Below are 25,376 nucleotides of genomic sequence, written 5' to 3'. Positions count from 1 at the left end.
GATTATGACCACAGCCCAAACCAAAACTCACGCCATCGATATCAGCGCGTTGAATCGAGACGACCGTAACGCGTCCGAAAAGACCGAAACCTGTATCAAGGTGGAAGACCTGAATCTGTTCTACGGCCAGAAGCAGGCCTTGCATAGTGTCAATATGGAAATGCCGCGCCGGAAAGTCACGGCCTACATTGGTCCTAGCGGCTGCGGCAAATCGACACTGCTGCGCTGTATCAACCGAATGAACGACTTGGTGGACGGCGTCAGCATCCAGGGCAAAATTCTGTTGGACGGGGAAGATATCTACGACAAGTCGGTTAACGTCGCCGCTTTACGGCGCCGGGTCGGCATGGTGTTTCAAAAGCCGAACCCGTTTCCGAAGACGATCTACGAGAACGTGGCCTACGGCTTACGGATTCAGGGCATTAACGACCGCCACATTCTCGACGAGGTGGTCGAAAAATCCCTGCGCGGCGCGGCGTTGTGGGACGAGGTGAAAAACCGGTTGAACGACAATGCGTTGGGTATGTCCGGCGGCCAGCAGCAGCGGCTGGTGATTGCCCGTGCCATTGCGATCGAGCCGGAAGTGATCCTGCTCGATGAACCGGCATCGGCGCTGGATCCCATATCTACCCTGAAGATCGAAGAACTGATCAACGAATTGAAAGAAAAATACACGATCGTTATCGTCACCCATAACATGCAACAGGCGGCACGGGTGTCCGACTACACCGCCTTCATGTACATGGGCGAATTGATCGAATTTGGCGAAACCAGCGAGTTGTTTACCAACCCGGCAAAAAAACAAACTGAAGATTACATTACCGGCAGGTACGGTTAGGAGGTAAACAATGGATAACAGCAAAATCAAACAACACATCTCTCGCCAATTCAACGAGGAGATGGAAGATATCCGTAACAAAGTCCTGTCGATGGGCGGATTAGTCGAGCAACAAGTGGACTTGGCGACCAAGGCCTTCATGGGTTACGACATGGAGAATGCCGAAAAAGTGGTACAGCAGGACCAACAAGTCAACGATATGGAAAAAGACATCGACCACGAATGCACCGAAATCATGGCCAAGCGTCAGCCGGCTGCCTTCGATTTGCGGATGTTGATCGCGACGATCAAGATCATCACCGATCTGGAACGGATTGGCGACGAAGCGGCGCGGATCGCCAAAATGACGATGCGTCTGGAAGGGGCCGACTATTACCAGGACAAATACTACGAGATCGAGCATTTGCTGAATCTGGTCAAAGAAATGTTGAACGGCGCGCTGGACGCCTACGCCCGCAACGACGTCGAAGAAGTGATTGCGATTACCGAGCAGGACGCCAAGGTGGACCGCGAATACACCAGTATCACCCGCCAGTTGATCACGCAAATGATGGAAAATCCGCGCAATATCACCCGCGCCTTGGATATGTTATGGGCGGCCCGGGCGCTGGAACGCATCGGCGATCACGCTTGCAACGTCTGCGAACAGGTGATCTACATGGTCAAAGGCAAGGATGTGCGGCATATGAGCCGGGAAGAACTGGAGCGGACCGTCAACGCGGTACGTTGATTTTCGCCGGACCTATCGGGCGATCGTGCCGCCCGATAGGGTTCAGCACTGAGGATTGACCACAGCCACTGGTTAATGCCCCGGTTCCCCAGTCCCGAACTCGGCCGCGCGGTTTAATACCAGCGTAAATTTGCTGCCTTGACCCAGTCGGCTTTCCACTTCCAATTCGCCACCCATCAATTCGGCCATGTGCTTGGTCAGTAACAGGCCGATGCCGGTGCCTTCGATCAAATCCTGGTCGTGGTGGAAGCGGCTGAACGGTTGAAACAGTAAGTCGAATTGCTCAGGGGCAATGCCTGCTCCGCTGTCTGCCACCCAAATCCGCAGCCGCTGCTTTTCAAGTTCCATACCTAATGTAATGTGGCCCTGCGGCCGATTGTATTTCACTGCGTTCGAGAGCAGGTTCAACAGACATTGTTTCAAGCGCACCCGGTCGGCCGCAGCCCAAATTTCCTGGTCCGGGACTCGACTGGTAATTTGAATTCCGCGCGCTTCGGCTTGCCGGCGAATTAATTCCAAACATTCGGCGACCAAAGGCCGGCAGGCGACGCTGGCAATATTCAGCGTCAATTTGCCGCTCTCGACCGCGGCCAAATCCAGCAATTCGCTGACCAAGTCCAGCAGATGTAGCCCGGCATCAAGGATGTGGCGAGTGGAATCCTGCTGTTCGGCGTTCAACGGGTGTTCGGAATCGGCAGCCAACAGCTGGCTAAATCCGATTACAGCATTCAACGGGGTGCGAAATTCGTGGCTCATCCGCGAGAGGAATTCGGTTTTGGCGCGGCTGGCTCGTTCCGCCTCCCACTTTGCCTGGGATAGGTTGACGATTAGCGCGTTTTTGTTGTGTTCCTGCCGTTCCAGTTTGTCTAGCATCGAGTTAAAGGTGTTGATCAAAACCCCGGTTTCGTCCTTACTCTCCACCTGCAGACGGGCATCGAACGTGTTGTCGCGGCTGATCTGTTCGATGTTGGCGGTCAATTGCAGCAAGGGCCGGCTGATTTTCGCGCCCAGCCAGCGGGCTTGAAGCACCGCGATTAAGATCGCCAATGCCATGGCCCCCAATGCTTCTAACACGGTATAGCGGAAACTTTGTTGCAATGCCGCAAGCGACAGATGCAGCGCGACGAAGCCGATCCGGCGCTGGTCGACCCTGACCGGAACGACCAATTCCAGCGTGTCGCTACTGAAAGCGTGGTCTTTGCCTTGCTGCAGATATTGGTCGAATTGACGGCGGAATTGGTCCTGTAATCCGGAATCCGCTTGCTGCCGGCCCGCTGCGGCCTTGTTATGGTAGGCGGCGAACAATTGGTGATCCTCGGTAAACAGGTATGCGTCCAGAACGTCGGTTTTCTCTTTGAGTGCCGACAGAATTTCCTCGGCTGTGTTCGGATCACGGTAGACGATCGCTGCCGACACATTGCTGGCGAGCATTTTCGACAGTACCCGGCTTTGTTCCAACAGCTTCAATTTCTGGTGGCGGTAATCGGTACTCAAAAACAACAACAGCGTAAGTAATGCCGTCAATAAGGCCGTGAACGCGGCGATCGCGAAGATTTTGCGGCGGATGGAGCCGGAGGAGAACAAGGCGCCGATTGCCATGATTATTCGGCAATCCGGGAACTGCGCAACAGCTTGGAACTGACCGAGAGCTTGGCGCGCGAAACGTTTTGCAAATGAATCACCGGTTGAATCCTCCGGTCTTCTGTCGTCAGGCGCACCATGCCGCCGCGTTGGTCGAAGTCGGGAATATCGCTCACGGTCAAAACCGGAAATGCGTGGATATAGTCCAGCGTGGTCGCCAGAACCCGTTCCTGTTGCACCGGAATAAACACGATATGGCATTCGTGCAACTGTTCGGGTAACGGATCGATCAGTAACCGGATCGGCCGGTCATGCACTTTTTCGCCATCGATTAATCGCGACAGAATTGCGGTAACCGGGGTGTTGGCATAGCTGCAAAACAAAAATTCGGGGGCGGCCGGCTCCGGCCAGGTAATGAAGTAGGCAAAGTTATAAAGATATGCGGCCTTCAATTCGGTTTCGTTGAATTGCTGAGCCGGACTCGGCATAGAAAATGTGCAGACGATTGCGCTCAAAATCAGCAATGCAATCCGCCGCATGAATGCGGTCGCGGGATGGCTCGGCAATATAAGGCGATTCGATGGCAGTCGCATTCAGAAGCGCAATGTGGCTTTGAGATAGTAATTGCGTTCCATTTGGCTGCTCAGCACCGGGTTATCCTGCGGCGGAATGAACTCCAGATGGCGATTGTCCAGCAGATTCTGGACGCCGGCGGCGAGTTCCAGATGCAGGCTGGGTTGCCAGCCCAGCCGCAAATCCAACCTATGATAGGCAGGAACGCCGTTGGCGAGTCTATCCGTATAGTACCAGTGACTGTCGAATTCCAACTGGTTGGGCAAATTGATGTAAGCGCTCAGATTGAAGCGCTGGCGTGGGCTGTTGCCTTCGGCGATGGCGGCAGCGCTATCCAAGCTTTGCGGATCTTTGTGGATAGCCATACCGAACAAGCTATAACTGCCTTGCAGGCGCCAAAACTCGGAGGCACGCCAATTCAGCGCGGTTTCCCAGCCGTAGGTTTCGCCTTGGGCCATATTGGCGATTTGGTACGGGATTAATATGCCGCCTACGCCAATGATCGGAGTCTGAGGCTCGGTTGTGCTCAGGCGGGCGTAATCGCAGTAGAACAGTGTCGTGTCCAGATTGAACGAACGGTTGGGGAAGAAGCGGTAACCCAGTTCGTAACTGAGCGCCGTTTCGGACTTGAAGCTGTCGCCGCCACGGATGTTGGTTGTCACGCCGGGGGCGAAGTTGTACAGCAAGTTCAGGTCGTGCTCGACCCGGGACGGTACTCTTACCGCCCGGGAAACCGCCGCCCAAACGCTGTGTTGCTGATCCGGACTCCATAATAGCCGCGCAGTCGGTTGCAGTTCGAAGCCGGTAAAGTCGTTATGCTCGAGTTTGCCGCCGTAAATCAGCCGCCAAGCGTCGCCGAACGGCCGCCACTCGTCTTGGGCGAAGAGGTTGAACAGGTGTAAGTCGCGCCGGGCTTGATCGAATGTTAACAGTGCCAGTTTTTGCGTGAGTTGATCGCTGTTGAATCGGTAGCCGGCTCCCCAGGTCGTAGCATGGCTATGCCAATGAAAGCTGTGTTGCACATCGAAATCGAAGGTGTCGCGGCGGTGATCCAGACGCATTTGTTGGCGGGTGGCGTGATCGAAATAACTGCGGATCTGCACGCGGTTACCGTTGGCCAAATTGCGTTGCCAGCGTAGCAGCAGATTGCCGCCCTGCTTTTGCATCCGGTCGGGCATTGCGGCGTCGGCGCCAGTTAAGGTTTGTTGCATGGTGCCGTTGAAATAGTCGCCCTGCAACGTCAGGGTTTCCTGAGCATTCGGAGTCCAGTCGCTTCTAAAGCCGGCGCGGCCCAGATCCAAGTTGTCGGAAGTTTTGCTGCCGTCGCTGAAATGAAAGTCGTCCCGGTGGTTGTATTTGCCGTAAACCCGATAATGCAGATCCGGGTTGAGTTGGCCGCCGTAACGCAATGTGCCGAACCCCGGCTCTTCCTGCGAGGCGCCGGCAGATACCAGTGTTCCCTGCGATTCCTGCGCAGTACGGGTCACGATGTTGATCACGCCGTTAACGGCATTCGACCCCCACATCGTTGCGCCGGGGCCGCGAATCACTTCGATGCGATCTATGTCCTCTAAAGGATAATCCTGTTCGTTCCAATACACACCGGAATTGAATGGATCGTAAACGGTGCGGCCGTCGACCATGACCAGTAATTTGTTGGCGAAAGCCCCATTGAAACCGCGGCTGGTAATGGCCCACTGGTTGGCGTCGACCCGCGCCACTTCCAGGCCGGGAACTTTGCGCAGAATTTCAGGAATCGATTGCATACCGGAGCGCCGGATTTCCTCGTTACTGATTACGTAGGCTGCAGCGGCGGCCTCTTGCAGCGTTTGCTGGCTCTTGGCTGCCAGCGAAACCGTGGTGGCAGTCAACTCCTGCAGCGATAAGGTTTTCAGCCGGTCCAGCGACTCGTCGCCGGCGTGTCCCTGCCGGGTTTGGCTAAAGGCGGCACATAGCAATAGAATCGAGCGTATGTCCCCAATCATCTTCGCGCAATTCGCCATAGCCGGTAAATTCGATTAAAAGCCCAAACGCATTTTAGACGGCGACGTTCAAAGCGCAACCGTGCCTGACGGTTTCGCAACGGCCGTTGCCAAATTCGAGGCCTTAGCATAAGCGTTTGCCGGGACTAACTCCGACTAAGCGCAGCGCCGGGCTGGCCAAACCGCGAAACGTTTAAGCTGGGGAGGCTGAATCCGTCATTTGGCAGCGTCTGCTAGGAACTGGGCAATCCGGGTGTTGTAAAAACCCGGCAACCTGGCACTTGACGGACTGATCGATTTCGCTAGATTGGCGGAATCTAGCGGCTTGGATGTTCCGGCGCCAAGCCCGGACAGCTATTTTACGGCCCGGATCAGTTTGATCATGTCGCTGCTGGCCGGGTCGATGTAAACGTTCCGAAACGGGCAGGCTTGCACGTTTTTCAGCGTTTCCCGGTTGATATTGGCGCCCAGGGTTCTGACGATCAGCGGATTCAGCAGATTCATCATGAACGCCATGTAGCGGTTGGAACTGAGTACGTGTTCCAGTAACAGAACCTGCCCGCCCGGTTTGCAGACCCGATACAGTTCTTTTAAGCCGCGGCGAGGTTTCGGCACCGAGCAGAATACAAAGCTGGCGATCACCGTATCGAAGCTGTTGTCAGCGTAATCCAGCGCCTGGACATCCATCTGCGTCAGATCGACGGCGATTTGCTGGCGTTGGCGTTTGCGTTGCGCTTGTTCCAGCATCTTCGGGCTGAAGTCGATGCCGGTGATTCGGGCGCCGTCCGGATAAAACCCAAAATTCTTTCCGGTGCCGACACCCACTTCCAATATGTGGTTGCCGCCGGCCTGCGACCATAGTTTTTTACGCAGGCGGCGAAACAGCAAGCCTTCGAGAATGCCTTCCAGGCTGTCAAACCAAGGTGCCAGCCTGTCGTAGCGCCGCTTGATCTGCTCGCTGTTCGCCGCAACCATCATTACTCCTCGATTTGTTGGATACCGTCCAGGAACCAACGGGTTTGGCTGCTGTTTTTGGGTTTGACGAAGTGCCAGACTTCGCGAACGCTTTCGGGCTGGCCGCCATTTTCGCGGATCAGGCTTTCGAACAGTACCGCGGCTTCCTGCTCGGTACCGGCTTCGCGCGCTTCAAGCAACTCCGCCTTCAACGACAATATCTCGGTTCGGTTCGACTCGCCGGACGCCTGCAATTGCTGCTGAATTTCGGCGAAGACTTTATCGGTGGTCAAGCCCCGAATCTCAGCCAGATCGCGGTTGTCCCAGGCGGCTTGCAGATAATGATAGGCTTTTTCGGCACCGTTCAGGAACGCTGCTTGGTCGAATCCTGCCGGCAAAGCGCTTGCCGGGGCTGCGGTTTGGAAGCGGTTGCCGCCGCCCGTTTTATTGTTACCGAACAACACGTCGGTATTGAAACCGGCCGGACCGTTGTTTCCGGTTTGATTTTCCCGGTAATACTGAGGCTCCCGCCGGCTATCGGCTTGGCTGAAAGCGCCGCTGGCTGCAGTCTGCTGGCCGGCCTTGGCCGCAAACAAGCGATACAACAGAAATGCTATGCCGGCGAATACCAGCATATCCATCAGGTTCAAACCTTCAAACGCGCCGCCAAAAAACAGCGAGCCTAACAGCCCCCCCAGGGCCAAGCCGCCGAGCATACCCATCATACCGCCGCGGCCGGCCCAACTTTGGCGCGCGGCCTGGTTTTGCGCGGCGGCCTGCGTTTGGCTGGCCGAACGCGCGGTCTGGTTGCCCAAGTCGTTCGGCGTTGTAGAACGTTGGTACGGAGCGCTGTAGCTCGGACGGCTGCCAAAGGATTTGCCGCCGCCCATGCGTTTGGCTTGGGCTTCTTGGATGCCGCCCAGGGTCAAGGCCAATGCAATGAATATCGTTGCCAAAATGCCAATTTTTCTGTTCATAGCTTTTCGCCTAATGTGAGTAAATGTTTGCTTATATTCAGGGTAGAATCGCGCTTTTCAAGTAGAATAGCGTTTCGCACGGCCCGGTACAACCGCGGTTTGGCCGAACGCGCGAGTTCACAGACATTCTTAGAACGTAAATGGTTGCATATCTGCGTCAATTTCTGGTCGTGCTACTGGTGCTGCTGCAGACAGCCGCGCCGTTGGTGCATGCCCATGTCGGCGGTGACGCCGGGGACTGCGGCATCCATCTGCATGGACTGGAGAGTTTGCAGAGCGAGCCGGACCAGTGGAGCTTGCCAGACAACCGGCATGAATTGCATCAGCAAGCGGCCGTTGTCAATGTCGGTTCCGCCATCAAACTGCAAATGATGCGCGAACGCTTGGTGCCGCTTGGGTTCCTGTTGCCGTCTGTTGCCGAGCCCAAATTTTACCCGCCAGTCCGAGCACCTTTTTACCGATCTCTCGTTTCGCCACCGCCCACAGCGCCCCTTCTCGCCGATAACGCTTCCCGCGCTCCCCCTGGCTGCTGAGGCGGGGAAACCAGGCGTAAACCGTCAGCCTTTGCCTGTACCGCTCGACCTGCCGCTGCGTCAATGCCGGCGACAGATTTGCCATCTATCAATTTTTGGAGCGAGATATGACCGTATACCGTCATATTCAATATGGATTACCAGTTTTACTGTTAGCTGCCCTGCCTTGCGTAGCGCAAACCGAAGAGAGTGAAAGCCGGTCGGCGCCACTCAGTGCAACGGCGGCGGACAAGCTGATTGTCGAACATATGGACCCGATCGACACGGATCCGTCCCTTAGCCTGTCCGGCTTGGTCGAACTGACCTTAGAAAAGTATCCGGACCGCCTGATAAGCGAAGCGTTGACCCAAGAAGCGGATGCTTTGACCGAGCGCAGCGACTCCTGGGTGGCGGGCTCGACGGCGCTGGCTCTGGACTACTTCGACGACCGGGTTGCGGCTGACCGCGGCGCGCGCGAGATGTCGGCCAAAGTCGAAGTCACCACCTGGAGTTGGGGTCAGCGCGACGCCGGCCAAGCCGTGGCCGAGCGGGCCGGTTTATCGGCGCAAAAGCAGTCGGCGGCGGTTAAATTGGAGGTGACGCGTCTGGTGCGGGAAGCATTGTGGAATATGGAGGTCGCCAACATCGGCTTGCAACAGGCGCAGAACGCTTTGTCGGTGTCCGAGCAATTGATGAAAAAAGTCGAGCGGCGGGTTGAGCTGGGCGATTTGCCCCGCGCCGATCTGTTACTGGCCAAAGGTGAGTATTTGCAGAACCGCGGACTGGTGACCCAGGCCGAAGCGGAAGTCATGCACAGCCGTAAGGCCTATTCCAGTCTGACGACGTTGGCACGGGTTCCGGCGAATTATCTGGAACGGCAAAGCGAGCTGAAAAGCATTATGCCGAGCCATCCGGTCCTGGAAGCGGTTAATGCCGTGATCGAACGTAAACGCGCCGAGGTGGAATGGATCAAAACTACGGATCCGATCAATCAGCCGAAGTTGAATATCGGCGCCAAGAGTACCCGGGATGGCCGCGACGGCCAGAATATCGAAAGTGCCGGCGTCGGCGTGGTGATGTTGTTCGGCGGCGATGCCTATAACGCACCGGAGATCGCCAAGGCCAATCTGGAACTGAACAACGCCATGGCGCAGCGCGAACATTTATACCGCCAGCTGGAAAAGAATCTGCACGAGGCGGAACATGCGCTGGAGGTGACGCGGGCGGAATTGGCGATTGCCAACGAATTGAAGCAAATCGCCGAAACCCATTTGAAAATGACCGAAGTCAGCTTTTCGGCCGGCGAAATCAACTTGCTGGATCTGATCAAAATTCAGGCCCGGAGCCTGGAAGCGGTACGCAATGCCAAATTGCAGGAAGTGAAGTTGCAGCGCAATATCGCGTTTTATAACCAAGCGCTCGGAGTGCAGCCGTGAGAATGCCGGCCACACTGTTGTTATCGCTGTTGGCTGCCTCCGCCTTGGCGCAGGATGCGCAAATTCGGATGAGTCGGCAACAGATCGAGAATCTGGATATCAAAACCGCGCCGTTGGTTGCCAGTTCCAGCGTGCCGTTATTTTACGCGCCCGCAAAAGTCGTAACGCCGGCCGACCGCGAAGCGCTGGTCAGCAGCAGCCAGCCCGGTCTGGTGACGCAATTGGCGGCGAATATCGGCGACAGCGTACGCAAGGGCCAGGTTCTGGCCCAATTGCGCAGTCCGGAGTTGGTCGGCTTGCAACAGGGATATTTGGCTGCTGCCAGCGAGCTGAATTTGTCCGGGTTGGAGCGCAACCGGGACCAGAAATTGTTGCAGGAAGGGGTTATCGCCGAACGGCGTTGGCAGGAGACCCAAACCCAGCATCAAAGCAAAGTAGCGCGCGCCGACGAGGCTAAGCAATTGTTGGTGCTTGCCGGCATGTCTGACGCAGAGATTAAAGCGTTGGCGCACACACGTAAACTGGACGATCGCTTGTCGATTCGGGCGCCGATCGAAGGCGTGGTATTGCAGCGTATGGTCAATCTGGGCGCGCGGCTGGATATCCAGGCCTCCCTATTCCGCATCGCCGATCTATCCGAATTATGGCTGGAAATCAGTATCCCGCAGGAACGCCTGAGCACGGTCAAGGTGGGCGATCGGGTCCGGTTGGAGTCGAGCGATGTGTCGGCAACCATCAGCCTGTTGGGGCAAAGCGTTAACGCGGACAATCAAACGGTACCCGCGCGGGCCGTGGTGGACGGCAAGCCGCAAAGTTTGCGGCTTGGGCAAAACGTCAATGTACAAATCCTGCAACAAGGTGCGACGACCGGCTTTACTGTGCCGAATTCGGCCTTGTCGCAAAACGAGGGCCGTAGTTACGTGTTCGTGCGTAACGATGACGGCTTTGCTGTGACCGAGGTCAGCGTCAATGGCAAGCAAGGTGACGAGTCACTGATCAGCGGCGCGCTGACCGGCAACGAACAAATCGCCGTCAAAGGCGCGGTGGCGTTGAAAGCCAATTGGTTGGGTTTGGGGAGCGATGAATAATGGCGGCATTGATTCGCTTTGCCCTGACCCAGCGCTTGTTGGTGCTATTGGGCGTACTACTGTTGATGGGCGGTGGCATTTATGCCTTTAAACAACTGCCGATCGACGCTTTTCCCGAGGTCTCGCCGACTCAGGTCAAGGTGATTGTCAAAGCTAACGGTATGACGCCGGAAGAGGTCGAAGCCCGGATCACCGCGCCGATCGAGGTGGAGTTGCTGGGAATTCCGCATCAAACCATGCTGCGTTCGCTGGCTAAATACGCGATTACCGACATCACCCTGGACTTCGAGGAAGGCACCGATATTTACTGGGCCCGGCAGCAGGTGGCGGAACGCCTGAATGCCATGTGGGGCAATTTGCCGGACGGGGTACAGGGCGGGATCGCGCCGATGACGACGCCGTTGGGCGAGATGTTCATGTTCGCGATCGAAGGCGGCGATCTTGATTTGATGCAGCGCCGGGAGTTGCTGGATTGGACCATCCGTCCGGCCTTGCGCACCGTCAAAGGCGTGGCCGACGTCAATGCCTTGGGCGGCTTGGTGCGCAGTTTCGAAGTGGTGCCGGACAACGTCAGAATGGCGGCGCGTAATATCGGCATCGAGCAATTGATGGCGGCTTTGGAAAAAAATAACCGTAACGATGGCGCCGGTAGGTTGACCGAAGGTGAAGAAGCGCTGATCGTCCGCGCCGACGGCCGCATCAAAAACGAACAGGATGTGAAATCGATCGTCGTGGAACAGCATGACGGCATGCCGGTGCGGGTGGAAGATATTGCCGAGGTGCGGATTGGAGCGTTGACCCGATACGGCGCGGTCAGTAAGGACGGCAGCGGTGAAGTGGTCACCGCGGTGGTGTTGGGCTTGCGCGGAGCCAATGCCAGATTGACCATCGAACAATTGGAACAGAAGCTGGCGCAGTTGCAGCCCAGTTTGCCCGAGGGTGTACATATCAATGTGTTCTATAACCGCGGAGTATTGGTGGCCAAAGCGGTAAACACCGTTGCCAAAGCTTTGGCCGAGGCCATCGTGCTGGTGGTCGTGTTGTTGATTTTGTTTCTGGGCGATATGCGTGCGGCGTTGACCGTGGCTTTGGCGCTACCGTTGGCGGCGTTGGCGACCTTCATCATGATGAATGTGTTCGGCATGTCGGCCAATTTGATGAGTCTGGGCGGCTTGGCGATTGCGATCGGGATGCTGGTCGACGGTGCGGTGGTCGTGGTCGAGAACGTCATCAGCCAGCTTGCGGACCACCGCAAGGCCGAGCGCCTGCCGCGTTTACATATGATTTACCGGGCTAGCCGCGAAGTGGCGCTACCGGTGACTTCAGGCATTTTGATCATCGTCATCGTGTTTCTGCCGCTGCTGACCTTGCAAGGCTTGGAGGGCAAGTTATTCGGGCCGGTGGCGATGACCATCGTATTTGCTTTGAGCGGTTCGCTGGTATTGTCGTTGACGGTAATTCCGGTGCTGGCTTCGCTGTTGCTGAAGCAAGTTTCTCACGAGGAGCCTTGGTTGCCGCGCCAATTGCTGCGGTGGTATCAGCCGGTATTGGCCTGGTGTTTGAGTAACACTAGGAAAGTGTTCATCGGTGCCGGCGCCATGCTGGTGTTAAGTTTGATCGCGTTTACCCGGATCGGCAGTACCTTCATGCCGACGTTGGACGAAGGCGATATCATCGTTCAATTGGAAAAGTTGCCGTCGATAACTTTGCAGGATTCGGTTGCGCTCGATGGCCGGGTCCAAAAAAACATTCGCGAGCATATTCCCGAGGTTGCCACGGTGGTGTCTCGGGTCGGCGCCGACGAATTGGGTTTGGACCCGATGAGTCTGAACGATACCGACACGTTCCTGATCTTGAAGCCGAAGTCGGAATGGCGGATGGACAGCAAAGAGGCTTTGATCGACGACATCCGCAAGATCATGGTCCACACTCCAGGCATTGCGTTCGGTTTTACCCAGCCTATCGAAATGCGGGTTTCGGAAATGCTGACCGGCACCCGTGGCGATGTAGCGGTTAAATTGTTCGGCGCCGATTTGGATACATTGAACCGCAAGGCGGAGCAAATCGAAGCGGTGTTGAAGACCATTCCCGGTGCCAGCGACGTGTTTACCCGCAAGAACGAGGGCATGCAGTTTTTGCAGGTCAATATCGACCGGCAGGCTGCCGGTCGGTTCGGCTTGGATACCAATGGCATCGAAACCCTATTGCGCGCGCAAATCGAAGGTGTGCAACTCGGCATCGTCCAGGAAGGTGTCAAACGCACACCGTTGTTGTTGCGCGGGGCCAGCAACACTGCCAATTTCGATAACCTGCAACTGACTTTGCCCGACGGCGGCCATGTGCCGATTACGGCGGTGGCAAAGATTCAGCCGGTGGAAGGTGTGGTTTCGATAGACCGGGAAAAAGGCCAGCGTTTCGTCGTGATTCGCAGCAACGTGGAAGGCCGCGATCTGGTCGGCTTTGTCGATGAGGCGCGCAAAGCCGTCGCGGAACGGGTCAAATTACCGCACGGTTTCCATGTCGAATTTGGCGGTCAGTTCGAAAATCAGCAGCGAGCATCGGCGCGTTTGAGTCTGGTGATTCCGCTGTCGCTGGGCTTGATCTTTCTATTGCTGTTTTCCACTTTCGGTTCGATTCGGCAAGCGGTGCTGGTGTTGTCGAACATCCCGCTGGCCCTGATCGGCGGAGTGTTCGGCCTGTGGTTATCCGGCGAATATCTATCGGTACCGGCTTCGGTAGGCTTTATTGCCTTGCTGGGTATCGCCGTATTGAACGGCGTGGTTATGGTCAGTTATTTCAACCAGCTGTGCGCTACCGGTATGGACATTGCTCGCGTCGTCGTCGTAGGTTCCGCGCGGCGGTTGAGACCGGTCTTAATGACCGCCAGTATCGCCGCCTTCGGTTTGATTCCGCTGTTGTTCGCCTCCGGCCCCGGCTCGGAAATCCAGCGGCCGTTGGCGATTGTAGTGACCGGCGGCTTGTTGTCGTCCACATTGTTGACACTGATATTGCTGCCGATCCTTTATAAGTTGTTCGGCCGTAACCCGGAACTTAAACCATGAACCACGATGCTTTTATTCTGACCGTGACTGCGCCGCCTACTTTGGAAGACGCTTTAGTCGACTGTCTGCTGGCGTTGGAATGGCAACAGGGATTTTCCAGTTATCCGGCCAATGTCCATGACTACAACGCCCGAGGTTTGTCGTTGGCGGAACAGGTCGCCGGGCACCAGCGCAAGCTCCGCTTTCAAATGTATGTCGAGAAGCAGCATGCCCCCGCATTGTTGGCTAGACTTAAGCATGAATTTGCCGGCTCCGGATTGAAATACTGGTTGGTGCCGGCAATCGAACAGGGCGTAATTTAAGCATAAAGCATGCATAAACCGGCAGGGAGTGCTACAGTTCTTCGAAGGCCATTGATTGTTGTGAAATGAGCTAATTTTCATGCCACATTACGAGTTATGAACATTTTTTTGCGCAGAATTCCCGCCAATACCCGGCATATAGAAATTTCCGAATTCGTGGCGCCAGCGCTGAATAACGGTTTTTTCAGAAAGTCGGGACGAATCGTGGATGTGGAGATACTGGCGCTGCAAGATACTCGGGTCGGCACTATCGAATATCACGGCTTGGTAACACTGGATTCGGAAGTCACTGTGCAACGGGTCGTCAAGGCCTTAAAGAACCGGCGATTTAACGGCCGTATGGTGGTGGTCAGGCCTTACTACCACCGCAGTTGGTACAACGATCCCCGCCAAAATCAGACCGAGATACCGGCCGGTATCGTCGATAAGCGTAAAGGCGATCGCCGCCGCGGCCGCTATTTGCAAGTTATCAAGAACGCTTCTGATCGGTTTAACAGCGAAGACGACTTTTTCAAATCGGTCAACCACCAGCAGTTTTCGATATCTTTTATCGTACCTCCGGATTTGGAGGTGGCGATGATGGAATGTCTGTCGGGCTTCGAAATCGATAGGGATAATTTCGGTGAACACCGGATGACCAAGTTTCTCACTGCGGCCGATGAGAACGAACAGCAAACGGCGCGCTTCCAAATCTACGCCGAAAAAATGGCGATATCGGCTTTGCTGGAAAGGTTGAAAGAAGAGTTTTCCGGCTCAGGCATCCATTACTGGATCATGCCGGTGGTGGAGAAAGGCGAGATTTAAGGCTGCGGCGGATACTATCTTACCGCTGGTTTGGTCGAGCGGCAGCTCAGTGTCGCTGCGACAAAGTCGGACCAAAGCCGCGATGTGGGCAGTGGTCCGGATGCTTCTAGAGCGTTAGCGGTTTTTTATTTTTCCAACAAAGCGAACTTGCCGGGTTTGCCGTTCCATTCGTCGGCGTCAGGCATCGCGTCTTTCACTTCCGTGATCAGCGGCCAGACTTTGGCAAGTTCCGCATTCAATGCGGCGAAATGTTCTTGGCCTTCCGGCAATTCGTCTTCGGCATGGATCGCGTTTGCCGGACATTCCGGTTCGCACAGCGTGCAGTCGATGCACTCGTCCGGGTCGATGACCAAGAAGTTGGGCCCTTCGTGAAAGCAGTCCACCGGACAGACGTCAACGCAGTCGGTGAATTTGCATTTAATGCAATTTTCGGTAATTACAAAAGCCATAATGTTCTTCCAAGGTTAGGTACTGGAACAAGTTTCCGTACGTTGCGGAAACTTTATGGTTGAAAATAATCCTGTTTGTGAATCAGGCGGCTAGCGAGCCGGAACCCCAAATCGAACCGGAGGCGCCGAGGCCTCCGGTTCCGGCAAAATTACTTTTCCTTGTTTTTGTTGCGTTCGTTGACTTCTTTGATGACTTCGTCAGCGACGTTTTTCGGACAAGGTGCGTAATGCGAGAACTCCATTGAGAACTGGCCGCGGCCGGACGTCATGGTGCGCAAATCGCCGATGTAACCGAACATGTCGCTCAGCGGCACGTCGGCCTTGATGCGAACGCCGGTGACGCCCGGATCTTGCGATTTGATCATGCCGCGGCGGCGGTTCAAGTCGCCGATCACGTCTCCGACGTGAGCTTCCGGAGTAAACACGTCCACTTTCATGATCGGTTCCAGCAATTGCGGTGCGCCTTTCGGGATGGATTGGCGATACGCGGCGCGGGCGGCGATTTCGAAAGCGATCGATGACGAGTCGACCGCGTGGAACGCGCCGTCGGTCAGATTGACTTTGAAGTCCAAGCAAGGGAAGCCCGCCAACACGCCTTTATCGATACTGGCTTTGAAGCCTTTTTCGACGGCCGGCCAGTATTCGCGCGGTACGTTACCACCAACCACGGACGATTCGAATTGGAAGCCGCTGCCGGGTTCGCCGGGTTCGATGATGTAGTTGATTTTCGCGTATTGGCCTGAACCGCCGGATTGTTTCTTGTGGACGTATTCGTCTTCGACGCGTTTGGTAATGGTTTCGCGGTAAGCGACCTGCGGTTTGCCGACGTTAACATCGACGCCGTGGGTCCGTTTCAGGATGTCCACTTTAATGTCCAAGTGCAACTCGCCCATCCCTTTGATGATGGTTTCGCCGGACTCCTGGTCGGTTTCGACGCGGAAAGACGGGTCTTCGGCCACCATTTTGCCGATCGCGATACCCATTTTCTCGTTGCTGCCTTTGTCTTTCGGCGAAATCGCGATCGAGATAACGGGATCAGGGAATACCATCGGTTCCAGCGTAGCCGGTTTGTCGGGATCGCACAGCGTGTGGCCGGTTTGCACGTTTTTCAAACCGATCAGGGCGACGATGTCGCCGGCTTGCGCGGTTTCGATCTCGTTACGGTCGTCGGCGTGCATTTCCACCATCCGGCCTACCCGTTCGGTTTTGCCGGTATAGGTATTCAAAACGGTGTCGCCTTTTTTCAATTTGCCGGAATAAATACGAACAAAGTTCAGCGCGCCGAAGCGGTCGTCCATGATTTTGAACACCAGGCCGCGGAATGGACGCTCCGGATCGACGATCGCGTGTTCGCCGGTTGGGACGCCTTCGATGTCGGTTTCCGGTTGCGGGTTGACTTCGGTCGGATTCGGCAGGTATTCGATGACGCCGTCCAGTACCAATTGCACGCCTTTGTTTTTGAACGAAGAGCCGCAGAAGGTCGGGAAGAAATCCATCGCGATGGTACCTTTACGGATACATTTTTTGATTTCTTCGATGGTCGGCTCTTCGCCTTCCAGATATTTCTCCATGATCTCGTCGTCTTGGTCGGCGACTTGGTCGATCAATTTCGCGCGCCATTCTTCGACTTGCTCGGCCATGTCGGCTGGCACGTCTTGGATTTCGTACTTCAACGGATCGCCGGAGTTGTCCCAGACCCAGGCTTTGCGGGTCAACAGGTCAATCACGCCAATGAAGTTCTCTTCTTCGCCAATCGGCAAGGTCATAACAACCGGTTTCGCGCCCAGGACGTCTTCGACTTGCTTGACGACGCGGTAAAAGTTCGCGCCCAGACGGTCCAGTTTGTTGACGTAGATAACACGAGCGACTTTGGAATCGTTCGCGTAACGCCAGTTGGTTTCGGATTGCGGTTCAACGCCGCCTGAACCGCAGAATACGCCGATACCGCCGTCCAGAACTTTCAAGGAACGATACACTTCGATCGTAAAGTCCACGTGGCCCGGGGTGTCGATGATATTGAAGCGGTGCGCCGGAAATTGGTTGGTGCTGCCCGGCCACATGCAGGTGGTCGCCGCAGACTGAATGGTGATGCCGCGCTCTTGTTCTTGCACCATGAAGTCTGTAGTCGCCGCACCATCGTGTACTTCGCCGATTTTGTGGATTTTTCCGGTCAGCTTCAAAATCCGCTCGGTCGTGGTGGTTTTACCGGCATCGACGTGCGCGAAGATACCGATGTTTCTGTAAAGCGATAGATCAGTCATGGTTTTACTCTAAATATTGAATATAAAAACTCTTTAAACCCCAGCACCATTGCCACGGTCGTTGTGGATCACATAGCTGCTAGCCTAGCGAAGTATGCGGCCGCTCTTCGCTTTGTTAGGTATGAGGCGAAATGCACACGGCTTCTTCAATGACAAGGTCAATGAAAATCTTCACATTCTAACCGAAAAATCAAAAAAAACGGAATGTCAATTGTGTGAATTAATCTGGGGGCCGATTTTCATGGATTTGCAGTTCTCTGAGCTGCATCAATGCATACAGCGACTGCAACCGTGGGCATTCGATGCCGTGGCGTTGAGCTGCGCGAACCGCATTGCCGAGAATGGCTTCCGTTTCCATCGGCCGGCCTTGTTCGAAATCCAGCAGCATGCTGGTTTTGTAAGCTGGCATGTTGCGGGTGCGCTCGAGATTGATGTCGACGGTATCGTCGGCCAAGGGGTGGTCGCAAGCGGCGGCTATCCGGCATACCTCTTCCATCACCTCCCGGACGAAATTTTCCTGGTTCTGCAGAATCGCCTGAGTCGCGAGCCCGCCGGAGAGTACCGATAACGGGTTGAACGGCGCATTCCAGACGCACTTTTGCCAGCGGCTGGCGATAATGTCGTGGCTGATTTCGCAGTCTCCGCCACCGGCAATGAACAAGTCTCGCAGTCTTTCGCTGAGTCCCGCGTCGTCCGGAGTTAGCGCGCCTATGGTCAGTTTGCCGTAGGCCAGATGCCTGATATGGCCGGGCGCTAACCGGTTGCAGCAAATATATGCCAAGCCGCTGATCAACACTCTGTCCGGGAAGGCGGCGAGCAATTCCGCTTCGATATCGACGCCGTTTTGGATGAACGCGATCGCGGTTTTGTCGGACAGGCCGGCGCGGATCAAATTTACGCGGTCGATGTCTGCGACGACCTTACTGCACAGTACCAGATAATCGGCGCAATCTTTGTAGTCGTGTGCCCGGCGCAAGACTTGCGCCGGGCGAAACTGCCATCGGCCCAGTGCATGGCTGTTGATCTCGAAACCATGGCGGCTTACGGTTTCGTAATCCGAACGGCAAACGACGCTGACTTCGGCGCCGGACTGGGCTAACAAGGCGCCGTAAAAGCCGCCTATGGCCCCGGTGCCGATGATCAGGATTTTGTCGCTCACGCGTTATTGCTCAAAATCTGTTTCAAAAACGGGATGGTCAATTTACGTTGTGCGGCGAGGGTCGCCCGGTCGATTCGGTCCAGCAACAACCACAGGGCGGCCACATCGTGTACGTAGTGATTCAGTAGAAAGCGACCGACAGCGGGGGGAATGTCGAAGCCGAGAAAATGCGCTTTGTGGCTCAAGGCGTCGATCAATTGGTCTTCACGTAATGGCTGAATTTTTAGCGTCAGTCCCCAGCCCATCCGAGTTTTCAGGTCCGGCAATTCGAAGCTTAAATATTTGGGGGGGCAGTCTGCAGCCAGAACCAGCTGGTGATTCGCTTGCCGGTGCGCGTTGTAGAAATTGAAAAAGGCGTGTTCCCAATCCGGATGGTCGGCAATGTACTGGATGTTGTCCAAACATACCAGTTCAAGATGTTCCAAGCCTTCCAGCAAGGCCGGATTCGGCAAGCGGCCGGCTGCCAATTCTAAATAAAATGGCTCCTTATTGGTCTTAGTCGCGAGTTGGCAGCACGCTTGCAGCAAATGGCTCTTGCCGCTACCGTTGTCGCCCCACAGAAAAATTTGTTGTTCTGAGCCGCCGGTAGCTAGTTTCTGCAGTTGCTCCAGAATTTCGCCGTTGTTTCCAGGGTAATAGCTGCTGAAGGTCTGGTTGGCCTGAAATTCGAACTGTAACGGGACTTGCATCGGCGTCGGCTCAGGCTTTTTCCGCTTTATAGACGTAGAGACCGGCGCCGAAACACAGCATCAAACTGAACAACACTTCCAATAGTGCGTACGGGCGTTGGCTCAGATTGACGTAAGATTCGGCGATACCATGGGCAAAATAAGGCAGGCTTATGTAACTCATCCAGGTGCAGCTTTTCAAGTTGCGATTCAGCAAGCCTTTGAAGGGTAGGAGCAACGGGCCGACGCTGGCAATCAGGATCAATGCCGTTGGCAAGCGGTTGGATGGCGCCAATAGGGTGTGCCATGCCATCAACAAAAAAAATAGACCGAAAAATCCGGCCAACGCTAGATTGTAGTAATGGATTCTTTGCATGAAAGTGGCGCGAGCCAAGCTGTGGAGTGTAAACCCGCTCATTATCACAAACTCTTTGCCATAATGCAGTTTGGTCTTATTGGGTTTGGAGGTTTGCGATGGCTCGTTTATTTGGCGCGATTGCGCTGGCGTTATTCGGCGGTTCCGCGTTGGCTGTCGAAAGCTACACCATCGATAGTCGGCACACGTTTCCGAGTTTCGAGATTAACCATTTGGGTTTTTCCACTCAGCGCGGGCGTTTTAACGAAACATCCGGCAAAGTGTTGCTGGATACTGCGACCGGTAGCGGCAGCATGGATATCTCGGTCAGTGCCGCCTCGATCAGTACCGGGCTGGAGGAGCTGGAAGCGCATTTGCGCGGACCGGACTTTTTAGACAGCGCAAAATATCCGCTGATGAGTTTCAAATCCAATCGGCTGATTTTCCGAGGTGACAAGTTGGTCGGGGCCGACGGCGTGTTGACGTTGCACGGTGTCAGCAAGCCGGTACGATTGGAGGTTGAGCATTTTTATTGCGGTATCAATCCGTTGCGCATGAAGTACAGTTGCGGTGCCGACGCTTCGGCCCTGATCGTGCGTTCCGAGTTCGGTATCGATAAATATGTGCCTGCGGTAGCCGATCAGGTCAAGGTGTTGATTCAAGTCGAGGCGGTGAAGGATTGATTCGAAGCGTCTGTGTTGATTTGCAGCGAATTGGGGTGGTCGGCAAATTCGGGTTGGATGGGATGGGGCTTGGGTTAATCACAATGTCTGTGGATAACTCTGTGCGTTGAATGTCGAAAGCCGCGGCGGTTGCCTGCAAATACTGGCTTTTTGTTAGATTGTATAAAATTTGGACAGGGTGATTTTTTCTATAAGAATCAGCGTCTTATGTTTATTTTGTTTTATTTCAAAGAGTTATTTTGTCAAGCGGTATTTGAGGCGGATTGGCTAAGACTTTGTGTGTATAACTGCGGAGGCGAGGCGTTCCGCGGCTTTTTAAGTGACACAGGTGCAAGCGGCCGGGCAAATTTGAGATAATTGACGGTTTTGAAAAAGAGCGATTTCATGTGGTTTAAAAATTTGGCCGTCTACCGTTTCTCCGAGCCGTTCGAACTGAAAGCCGAGGAGTTGGAGCAAAAGCTGCAACAACAACCATTTCGTGCTTGCGGTAGTCACGACGAATTCAGTTTCGGTTGGACTCCGCCGTTGGGCAGAGCTGCCGATGCCTTGGTGCATGCCAACAATGGCTTTTTCATGCTTTGCGGCAAAAAAGAGGAAAAAGTTGTCCCAAGTTCGGTGATCAACGAGATGCTGCAAGAGCGCATCAGCGAAATCGAAGAGCGAGAGGCCCGTAAATTACCGGCAAAGGAACGTAGCCGGCTCAAGGATGAATTGGTCTTCGAATTGTTGCCGCGGGCGTTTTCGTTTTCCAAAAAAACCTACGCCTATATCGATAGCCAAGGCGGATGGCTGGTGGTGGATGCCGCGTCGGCTAAAAAGGCCGAGGATTTGCTCAGCCAATTACGGAAATGCCTGGGTTCTTTACCGGTCGTACCGTTAACAGCCACCGCAAAGCCGGCCGGCGTGATGACGCAATGGCTGACCGACAATGCCTCACCCAAGGATATTCTGATCGAAGACGAGTGCGAGTTGCGCTCTCCTGAAGAGGAAGGCGCCATTATTCGCTGCAAGCGGCACGACTTGGCTTTGCCGGAGATCAAAAACCACTTGGATAGCGGCAAGCAAGTGATCAAATTAGCGATGAGTTGGGCCGAACGTCTATCGTTCGTGTTGGACGAGAATCTCGCCGTCAAACGCTTGAAGTTTCTGGATCTGATTCAGGAGCAAGCGGCCGATATCGAGGCATTTGACGAGACCGAGCAATTCGATGCCGATTTTTCCATTATGACCGCGGAACTTGCGCAGTTTTTGCCGCGTCTGCTTGAGTTGTTTAACGCCGAGGGCGCTATCTGATGAAAATTCGTTTAATCACCAGCTTGTTGTGGGCCGTGAGTGCCAGTGTGTCGGCATTAACGTTGCCGGCTCCGGATCGTCCGGGCGACAGCCTGGTCGGTAATCCGCCGCACGAGGTCAAGTACGTAGCCGCCAAGCAGGAAGATACGCTAATCGATATTGCAGTCAATTTCAGGCTTGGTCAGGATGAAATCGTGCTGGCCAATCCTTACGTCGATCGCTGGTTGCCGCGCGAAGGCACTCAGGTGCGGATTCCTAGCAGTTTTATCTTGCCCAATGCGCCGCGGGAAGGCATTGTCGTCAACTTACCGGAGATGCGGATTTATTATTTTCCGGATGCCAGTAAAGTAGTCACTTACGCGATCGGAATCGGTCGAGAAGATAATTGGAAAACCCCGCTCGGGAAAACACGGATTGTCGGGAAGACTGAAAATCCTTCCTGGACGCCGCCACCCTCCATCATCGCCGAACACTTAGCAGATGGTGATGTGCTGGATCCTTATTATCCGCCGGGCCCGAATAACCCTCTAGGACTCTTTGCGTTTAAGCTGGGCTTGCCGGGTTACCTGATACATAGCACCAACGTAGTGAACGGTATTGGCATGCGTGTCAGTCACGGTTGCATGCGCATGTATCCAGCCGACATCGAGCAGTTCTTCCCAATGGTCAAAGTCGGTACTCAGGTCAATATCGTCAACCAATCGATCAAGGTTGGTTGGTATCACGACACGCTCTATCTTGAAGCCTATCCGGATCTGGAAGAAACGCCCGCTACTTTCGAGCAGCGCCTGCATGTGGCATTGGATCTAATCGAGCAGGCTAACGGCGGCAAAATGCCGGTCATCAAGGGTTCGATTTTGAAAGCAGCTATCGAAAAATCGACCGGAATACCGACCGCGATCTACGAGCGTCCGGTTCAAACTCCGCCAGTTGTGCAAAGCCAAGCGTTGCCAGCAAACTAACGGCAATAAAAAAGCCCGTGGCCTTGCGGCTCACGGGCTTTTTAAATCGACAACAGCGTTAAAGCTTATTTGTGTTGTGATTTTTTGAACATGCGGTCCAATTTGCTGTTGGTGTCTTGAGCATATTGAGCAGCGCGGTTAGCAGCAGCTTCAGCAGCAGCGGCTTTAGCAGCAGCTTCAGCAGCAGCAGCTTTTGCAGAAGCAGCGTCAGCAGAAGCGGTAGCTACTTTGCCTTCCAAAGTGCCAACGCGTGCATCCAAAGCTTCCAGGTCAGAAGTGCTTGCGCAACCGGTAGCCAAAGCTGCAACGGCAACAACTGCTGATAATTTAATAGCTCTCATCATGGTTTATTTCCCCTTGATTGTGGTTTCAAAAAATAAAGAATGAAAAACGGTGGCAATTGTCCAACATTTTTTTGGATTTTACCAACATTATTTCACGGTTACGAGTGTCCCTTTTTCTACCCATTGGCTCAATTGATCGATTTGATCGTTGGTCAATGCGATACATCCGTGTGTCCAATTCATGGATCGGTGGATGGACAGACTACCGCTGCCCAAGCCATGAATGCCGATTTGCCCGCCCAGGCCGGTGTTTTGCGGCGGTACTTGCCCGTAGGAATGAGCCCTGGCGATAGCCTCATAGGTATCGAGGTCGATCTTGCCTTGCTTTAGGGCGTGGTCGGCATGTTCGACGTTGGGGTACGTCAGGCCGAAAAATTTACGAAACGCGCTTTTTTCGTTGATCCAGCCGATACGGTAATTGCCGAGCGGCGTCACGTCGTCGCCGCGGTGGCTCTTTTCACCGGCGCCATTGCGGCCGATGGCGATGTTTTCGAGTACGGCAACGGTTTTCTCACCCTTGCGTATTTCCATATTTTGCTTCTGAGTATCGACTAGCAGCCAAACTTCATCCGTTGCGAAAGCGTTAACGGACGCGGAACTTCCCAGTACAATCAAAGCGCCTAGTAACTTTTTCTTTAACATGGCAATCTGTAAATAATCAAAATTTTGGTGTACTTTAACCCTTTCGAAACGTGGTATTACAAAGGGTAGCATATGACAACAACAATCACCAAAACCACTCCCTACGACGATCAAAAGCCCGGCACATCGGGCTTGCGTAAGAAGGTCAAAGTCTTCCAGCAGCCCAAATATTTGGAAAATTTCGTCCAATCCATCTTCGACAGCCTGGAAGGCTACCAAGGCCAAACTTTGGTGATTGGCGGCGACGGCCGTTACTACAACCGTAAAGCCATTCAAATCATCATCAAGATGGCGGCCGCCAACGGTTTCGGTGAACTCATTATAGGCCAAGGCGGCTTGTTGTCCACCCCCGCCGCATCGAATATTATCAGGAAATACAATGCCTTCGGCGGTATTGTTCTATCAGCTAGTCACAATCCCGGCGGCCCCGAAGAAGATTTCGGCATTAAGTATAATGTCGGCAACGGCGGACCGGCACCGGAGAAGTTCACCGACAAGCTTTACGAGAATACCAAAACCATCACCGGCTACAAAAAAGCCCGTTTCGGCGATATCGATTTGGACACGATCGGCGAGGTCGAAAAAGGCGGCGTCAAAATCCGCGTTATCGATCCGGTGGCCGATTATGCGGAATTGATGGCGCAGATTTTCGATTTCGAGCTATTGAAACAAAGCATCCAGAACGGCTTTATCACACTGAAGTTCGACGCGATGCACGCGATCACCGGCCCCTACGCCAAGCACATTCTGGAAGACGTGCTCGGCGCGGCGCCCGGTTCAGTTTTCAATGCGGTGCCGCAGGAGGATTTCGGCGGCGGTCATCCCGACCCGAATCTGGTGCACGCCCATGAATTGGCCGAAATCATGTTCGGCGCCAACCCACCGACTTTCGGCGCCGCGTCCGACGGCGACGGCGACCGCAACATGATCATGGGCGCCAATATCTTCGTCACGCCCAGCGACAGTCTGGCGATCATGGCCGCCAACGCCAAATTGGTCCCAGCTTACGCCAAAGGCATCAGCGGGGTAGCGCGTTCGATGCCGACCAGCCAGGCCGTGGATCGGGTCGCCGACAAACTCAGCCTGCCTTGCTACGAAACCCCGACCGGCTGGAAGTTTTTCGGCAATCTGCTCGACGCAGACAAAATCACGCTATGCGGAGAAGAGAGTTTCGGCTCCGGTTCCAACCATGTGCGCGAGAAAGACGGTTTGTGGGCGGTATTGTTCTGGCTGAATCTGATCGCCCGCAAACGCGAATCGGTGGAAGACATCGTCCGCGAACATTGGCAAACCTACGGCCGCGACATCTATTGCCGCCACGATTACGAAGCCGTCGATACCGAAATCGCCAATGCCATCGTCGACCATTTGCGCGGCCAGCTCGATAGCCTGCCCGGCAAGACTTGGGGCGATTACGAGGTGAAATACGCCGACGAATTTAGCTACACCGACCCGGTCGACGGCAGCGTCAGCAGCCGGCAAGGCATTAGAATCGGCTTCGTCAACGGTTCCCGCATCGTGTTTCGCCTGTCCGGCACCGGTACCGTCGGCGCGACTTTGCGGATCTACCTGGAGCGCTATGAGCGCGATGTCCGCAAGCACGATCAGGATGCCCAGGCAGCATTGGCCGAATTGATCGACATTGCCGAACAACTGTGCGAAGTGAAAAAACGTACCGGCAGAACCGAACCGGACGTGATTACCTGATTGGCCGCTGTTTC

The 25,376-nt window shown here is 54.7% G+C and carries 24 protein-coding genes; 12 read left to right on the top strand and 12 right to left on the bottom strand.

Going from position 1 to position 25,376, the window contains the following annotated elements; all coding sequences use genetic code 11:
* Positions 1 to 4: 4 nt before the first annotated feature.
* Both pstB and phoU read left to right on the top strand, forming a co-directional pair.
* Positions 5 to 838 carry a phosphate ABC transporter ATP-binding protein PstB gene (pstB, locus tag C2U68_RS08155; RefSeq protein WP_140911971.1) on the top strand — a complete coding sequence of 278 codons (834 nt, stop codon included), beginning with the start codon at positions 5 to 7 and terminating at the stop codon, positions 836 to 838.
* Positions 839 to 848: 10 nt separating this feature from the next.
* Positions 849 to 1,568 carry a phosphate signaling complex protein PhoU gene (gene phoU, locus C2U68_RS08150; RefSeq protein ID WP_140911970.1) on the top strand — a complete coding sequence of 240 codons (720 nt, stop codon included), beginning with the start codon at positions 849 to 851 and terminating at the stop codon, positions 1,566 to 1,568.
* 72 nt (positions 1,569 to 1,640) lie between these two features.
* Here the strand turns inward: phoU and C2U68_RS08145 are convergent, their stop codons facing one another.
* The 5 genes from C2U68_RS08145 to C2U68_RS08125 form a co-directional block, all read right to left on the bottom strand.
* On the bottom strand, positions 1,641 to 3,167 hold the full coding sequence (locus tag C2U68_RS08145; RefSeq protein WP_140911969.1) for an ATP-binding protein: 1,527 nt from the start codon (positions 3,165 to 3,167) through the stop codon (positions 1,641 to 1,643).
* Between the two features lie 2 nt (positions 3,168 to 3,169).
* The gene (locus C2U68_RS08140) at positions 3,170 to 3,688 is read right to left on the bottom strand and encodes a YfiR family protein (RefSeq protein ID WP_186289543.1); all 519 of its coding nucleotides are present in this window, start codon (positions 3,686 to 3,688) and stop codon (positions 3,170 to 3,172) included.
* A gap of 54 nt (positions 3,689 to 3,742) precedes the next feature.
* Complete coding sequence (locus tag C2U68_RS08135; protein ID WP_186289542.1) at positions 3,743 to 5,707, bottom strand: TonB-dependent receptor plug domain-containing protein; 1,965 nt, start codon at positions 5,705 to 5,707, stop codon at positions 3,743 to 3,745.
* Positions 5,708 to 6,058: 351 nt separating this feature from the next.
* Complete coding sequence (locus C2U68_RS08130) at positions 6,059 to 6,679, bottom strand: class I SAM-dependent methyltransferase (RefSeq protein ID WP_140912021.1); 621 nt, start codon at positions 6,677 to 6,679, stop codon at positions 6,059 to 6,061.
* Positions 6,680 to 6,681: 2 nt separating this feature from the next.
* Complete coding sequence (locus C2U68_RS08125) at positions 6,682 to 7,635, bottom strand: Tim44 domain-containing protein (RefSeq protein WP_140911966.1); 954 nt, start codon at positions 7,633 to 7,635, stop codon at positions 6,682 to 6,684.
* Between the two features lie 140 nt (positions 7,636 to 7,775).
* On the opposite strand from C2U68_RS08125, the gene C2U68_RS08120 reads away from it, so the two are divergent.
* The 6 genes from C2U68_RS08120 (at position 7,776) to C2U68_RS08095 (ending at position 14,839) form a co-directional block, all read left to right on the top strand.
* Entirely contained in the window at positions 7,776 to 8,168 is a 393-nt protein-coding gene (locus tag C2U68_RS08120) for a hypothetical protein (protein WP_140911965.1), read from the top strand.
* Positions 8,169 to 8,275: 107 nt separating this feature from the next.
* Positions 8,276 to 9,583: a TolC family protein gene (locus C2U68_RS08115; protein ID WP_140911964.1), complete on the top strand. Its 1,308-nt coding sequence runs from the start codon at positions 8,276 to 8,278 to the stop codon at positions 9,581 to 9,583.
* A gap of 2 nt (positions 9,584 to 9,585) precedes the next feature.
* Positions 9,586 to 10,671: an efflux RND transporter periplasmic adaptor subunit gene (locus tag C2U68_RS08110; RefSeq protein WP_140911963.1), complete on the top strand. Its 1,086-nt coding sequence runs from the start codon at positions 9,586 to 9,588 to the stop codon at positions 10,669 to 10,671.
* Positions 10,671 to 13,733, top strand: a complete 3,063-nt coding sequence (locus C2U68_RS08105) for an efflux RND transporter permease subunit (RefSeq protein WP_140911962.1) — start codon at positions 10,671 to 10,673, stop codon at positions 13,731 to 13,733. The genes C2U68_RS08110 and C2U68_RS08105 overlap by 1 nt, the downstream gene beginning before the upstream one ends.
* Positions 13,730 to 14,035, top strand: a complete 306-nt coding sequence (locus C2U68_RS08100) for a DUF3240 family protein (RefSeq protein WP_140911961.1) — start codon at positions 13,730 to 13,732, stop codon at positions 14,033 to 14,035. Before C2U68_RS08105 ends, C2U68_RS08100 begins: the two co-directional genes overlap by 4 nt.
* A gap of 108 nt (positions 14,036 to 14,143) precedes the next feature.
* Positions 14,144 to 14,839 carry a DUF3240 family protein gene (locus tag C2U68_RS08095; protein WP_260839264.1) on the top strand — a complete coding sequence of 232 codons (696 nt, stop codon included), beginning with the start codon at positions 14,144 to 14,146 and terminating at the stop codon, positions 14,837 to 14,839.
* A 125-nt stretch (positions 14,840 to 14,964) separates the two neighbouring features.
* Here C2U68_RS08095 and fdxA read toward each other — a convergent pair whose 3' ends face one another.
* The 5 genes from fdxA to C2U68_RS08070 all read right to left on the bottom strand — a co-directional run bounded on the left by fdxA (position 14,965) and on the right by C2U68_RS08070 (position 19,752).
* A complete protein-coding gene (fdxA, locus tag C2U68_RS08090) occupies positions 14,965 to 15,288 on the bottom strand; it encodes a ferredoxin FdxA (RefSeq protein ID WP_140911959.1) in 324 nt (107 codons plus the stop codon).
* A gap of 149 nt (positions 15,289 to 15,437) precedes the next feature.
* Positions 15,438 to 17,549 carry an elongation factor G gene (fusA, locus tag C2U68_RS08085; RefSeq protein WP_140911958.1) on the bottom strand — a complete coding sequence of 704 codons (2,112 nt, stop codon included), beginning with the start codon at positions 17,547 to 17,549 and terminating at the stop codon, positions 15,438 to 15,440.
* 220 nt (positions 17,550 to 17,769) lie between these two features.
* On the bottom strand, positions 17,770 to 18,708 hold the full coding sequence (locus C2U68_RS08080; RefSeq protein WP_140911957.1) for a ketopantoate reductase family protein: 939 nt from the start codon (positions 18,706 to 18,708) through the stop codon (positions 17,770 to 17,772).
* Positions 18,705 to 19,397: a DnaA regulatory inactivator Hda gene (gene hda, locus C2U68_RS08075; protein WP_140911956.1), complete on the bottom strand. Its 693-nt coding sequence runs from the start codon at positions 19,395 to 19,397 to the stop codon at positions 18,705 to 18,707. The genes C2U68_RS08080 and hda overlap by 4 nt, the downstream gene beginning before the upstream one ends.
* Before the next feature lie 10 nt (positions 19,398 to 19,407).
* Positions 19,408 to 19,752, bottom strand: a complete 345-nt coding sequence (locus C2U68_RS08070) for a DUF2069 domain-containing protein (protein WP_140912020.1) — start codon at positions 19,750 to 19,752, stop codon at positions 19,408 to 19,410.
* 98 nt (positions 19,753 to 19,850) lie between these two features.
* Here C2U68_RS08070 and C2U68_RS08065 point away from each other — a divergent pair, with 98 nt between their 5' ends.
* From C2U68_RS08065 to C2U68_RS08055, 3 genes are all read left to right on the top strand, one after another.
* Positions 19,851 to 20,414 (top strand): YceI family protein, encoded by a 564-nt coding sequence (locus C2U68_RS08065; RefSeq protein ID WP_140911955.1) that lies wholly within the window; start codon positions 19,851 to 19,853, stop codon positions 20,412 to 20,414.
* Positions 20,415 to 20,798: 384 nt separating this feature from the next.
* On the top strand, positions 20,799 to 21,707 hold the full coding sequence (rdgC, locus tag C2U68_RS08060) for a recombination-associated protein RdgC (RefSeq protein WP_140911954.1): 909 nt from the start codon (positions 20,799 to 20,801) through the stop codon (positions 21,705 to 21,707).
* Entirely contained in the window at positions 21,707 to 22,669 is a 963-nt protein-coding gene (locus C2U68_RS08055) for a L,D-transpeptidase family protein (protein ID WP_140911953.1), read from the top strand. Before rdgC ends, C2U68_RS08055 begins: the two co-directional genes overlap by 1 nt.
* Positions 22,670 to 22,734: 65 nt before the next feature.
* Here C2U68_RS08055 and C2U68_RS08050 read toward each other — a convergent pair whose 3' ends face one another.
* Entirely contained in the window at positions 22,735 to 23,013 is a 279-nt protein-coding gene (locus tag C2U68_RS08050) for an Lpp/OprI family alanine-zipper lipoprotein (protein WP_082409752.1), read from the bottom strand.
* Positions 23,014 to 23,100: 87 nt separating this feature from the next.
* A complete protein-coding gene (locus C2U68_RS08045) occupies positions 23,101 to 23,655 on the bottom strand; it encodes a L,D-transpeptidase (RefSeq protein WP_313901407.1) in 555 nt (184 codons plus the stop codon).
* Between the two features lie 72 nt (positions 23,656 to 23,727).
* Here C2U68_RS08045 and C2U68_RS08040 point away from each other — a divergent pair, with 72 nt between their 5' ends.
* Positions 23,728 to 25,362, top strand: coding sequence for an alpha-D-glucose phosphate-specific phosphoglucomutase (locus tag C2U68_RS08040; protein WP_140911952.1), 1,635 nt, complete (start codon positions 23,728 to 23,730; stop codon positions 25,360 to 25,362).
* The last annotated feature ends 14 nt before the right edge of the window (positions 25,363 to 25,376 follow it).

This window comes from Methylomonas koyamae, assembly GCF_006483455.1.
GTDB classification, from domain to species: domain Bacteria; phylum Pseudomonadota; class Gammaproteobacteria; order Methylococcales; family Methylomonadaceae; genus Methylomonas; species Methylomonas koyamae_B.
The sequence above is the reverse complement of the archived record's forward strand: the minus strand, read 5'-3'. Positions and strand labels throughout refer to the sequence as shown.

Excerpts from the sequence above, each read along its gene's own strand:
- rdgC (WP_140911954.1), top strand. The coding sequence starts at position 20,799 with ATGTGGTTTAAAAATTTGGCCGTCTACCGTTTCTCCGAGCCGTTCGAA.
- C2U68_RS08040 (WP_140911952.1), top strand. The coding sequence starts at position 23,728 with ATGACAACAACAATCACCAAAACCACTCCCTACGACGATCAAAAGCCC.
- C2U68_RS08145 (WP_140911969.1), bottom strand. The coding sequence starts at position 3,167 with ATGGCAATCGGCGCCTTGTTCTCCTCCGGCTCCATCCGCCGCAAAATC.
- C2U68_RS08130 (WP_140912021.1), bottom strand. The coding sequence starts at position 6,679 with ATGGTTGCGGCGAACAGCGAGCAGATCAAGCGGCGCTACGACAGGCTG.
- C2U68_RS08120 (WP_140911965.1), top strand. The coding sequence starts at position 7,776 with ATGGTTGCATATCTGCGTCAATTTCTGGTCGTGCTACTGGTGCTGCTG.
- fdxA (WP_140911959.1), bottom strand. The coding sequence starts at position 15,288 with ATGGCTTTTGTAATTACCGAAAATTGCATTAAATGCAAATTCACCGAC.
- C2U68_RS08135 (WP_186289542.1), bottom strand. The coding sequence starts at position 5,707 with ATGATTGGGGACATACGCTCGATTCTATTGCTATGTGCCGCCTTTAGC.
- C2U68_RS08105 (WP_140911962.1), top strand. The coding sequence starts at position 10,671 with ATGGCGGCATTGATTCGCTTTGCCCTGACCCAGCGCTTGTTGGTGCTA.
- phoU (WP_140911970.1), top strand. The coding sequence starts at position 849 with ATGGATAACAGCAAAATCAAACAACACATCTCTCGCCAATTCAACGAG.
- C2U68_RS08100 (WP_140911961.1), top strand. The coding sequence starts at position 13,730 with ATGAACCACGATGCTTTTATTCTGACCGTGACTGCGCCGCCTACTTTG.
- C2U68_RS08070 (WP_140912020.1), bottom strand. The coding sequence starts at position 19,752 with ATGCAAAGAATCCATTACTACAATCTAGCGTTGGCCGGATTTTTCGGT.
- C2U68_RS08065 (WP_140911955.1), top strand. The coding sequence starts at position 19,851 with ATGGCTCGTTTATTTGGCGCGATTGCGCTGGCGTTATTCGGCGGTTCC.
- C2U68_RS08115 (WP_140911964.1), top strand. The coding sequence starts at position 8,276 with ATGACCGTATACCGTCATATTCAATATGGATTACCAGTTTTACTGTTA.
- C2U68_RS08050 (WP_082409752.1), bottom strand. The coding sequence starts at position 23,013 with ATGATGAGAGCTATTAAATTATCAGCAGTTGTTGCCGTTGCAGCTTTG.
- C2U68_RS08125 (WP_140911966.1), bottom strand. The coding sequence starts at position 7,635 with ATGAACAGAAAAATTGGCATTTTGGCAACGATATTCATTGCATTGGCC.
- C2U68_RS08110 (WP_140911963.1), top strand. The coding sequence starts at position 9,586 with ATGCCGGCCACACTGTTGTTATCGCTGTTGGCTGCCTCCGCCTTGGCG.
- fusA (WP_140911958.1), bottom strand. The coding sequence starts at position 17,549 with ATGACTGATCTATCGCTTTACAGAAACATCGGTATCTTCGCGCACGTC.
- C2U68_RS08055 (WP_140911953.1), top strand. The coding sequence starts at position 21,707 with ATGAAAATTCGTTTAATCACCAGCTTGTTGTGGGCCGTGAGTGCCAGT.
- C2U68_RS08045 (WP_313901407.1), bottom strand. The coding sequence starts at position 23,655 with ATGTTAAAGAAAAAGTTACTAGGCGCTTTGATTGTACTGGGAAGTTCC.
- C2U68_RS08140 (WP_186289543.1), bottom strand. The coding sequence starts at position 3,688 with ATGCGGCGGATTGCATTGCTGATTTTGAGCGCAATCGTCTGCACATTT.
- hda (WP_140911956.1), bottom strand. The coding sequence starts at position 19,397 with ATGCAAGTCCCGTTACAGTTCGAATTTCAGGCCAACCAGACCTTCAGC.
- pstB (WP_140911971.1), top strand. The coding sequence starts at position 5 with ATGACCACAGCCCAAACCAAAACTCACGCCATCGATATCAGCGCGTTG.